The 277-nt window shown below is 43.7% G+C and carries 1 rRNA gene; it reads left to right on the top strand.

Annotation, left to right across the window (positions count from 1 at the left end):
• Positions 1-209 precede the first annotated feature (209 nt).
• A 5S ribosomal RNA gene (gene rrf / locus Q0785_RS20320) occupies positions 210-277 on the top strand; the annotation flags it as partial.

Here is a 277-nt window from a genome sequence, read left to right as displayed (position 1 = left end):
AGGTAGATAGGTTCGAGGTGGAAGCGTGGCGACACGTGCAGCTGACGAATACTAATCGATCGAGGACTTAACCAAATAGTGTACGGAATCCTTGCATGTTCCGGTGTCGTGTATCCAGTTTTGAACGAACAAGAAAAAAGTTTTTGACAAAAAGCTTGAAAAAACCTGTAAGATTGGTATAATAAATCTTGTCTTTCAAAACCAAATAGTCCAGTGATGATGGCAAAGAGGCCACACCCGTTCCCATCCCGAACACGGCAGTTAAGCTCTTTTGCGC

Source organism: uncultured Planococcus sp., from assembly GCF_947501725.1.
Taxonomy (GTDB): domain Bacteria; phylum Bacillota; class Bacilli; order Bacillales_A; family Planococcaceae; genus Planococcus; species Planococcus donghaensis_C.
This window is presented reverse-complemented; position numbering and strand designations above follow the sequence as displayed.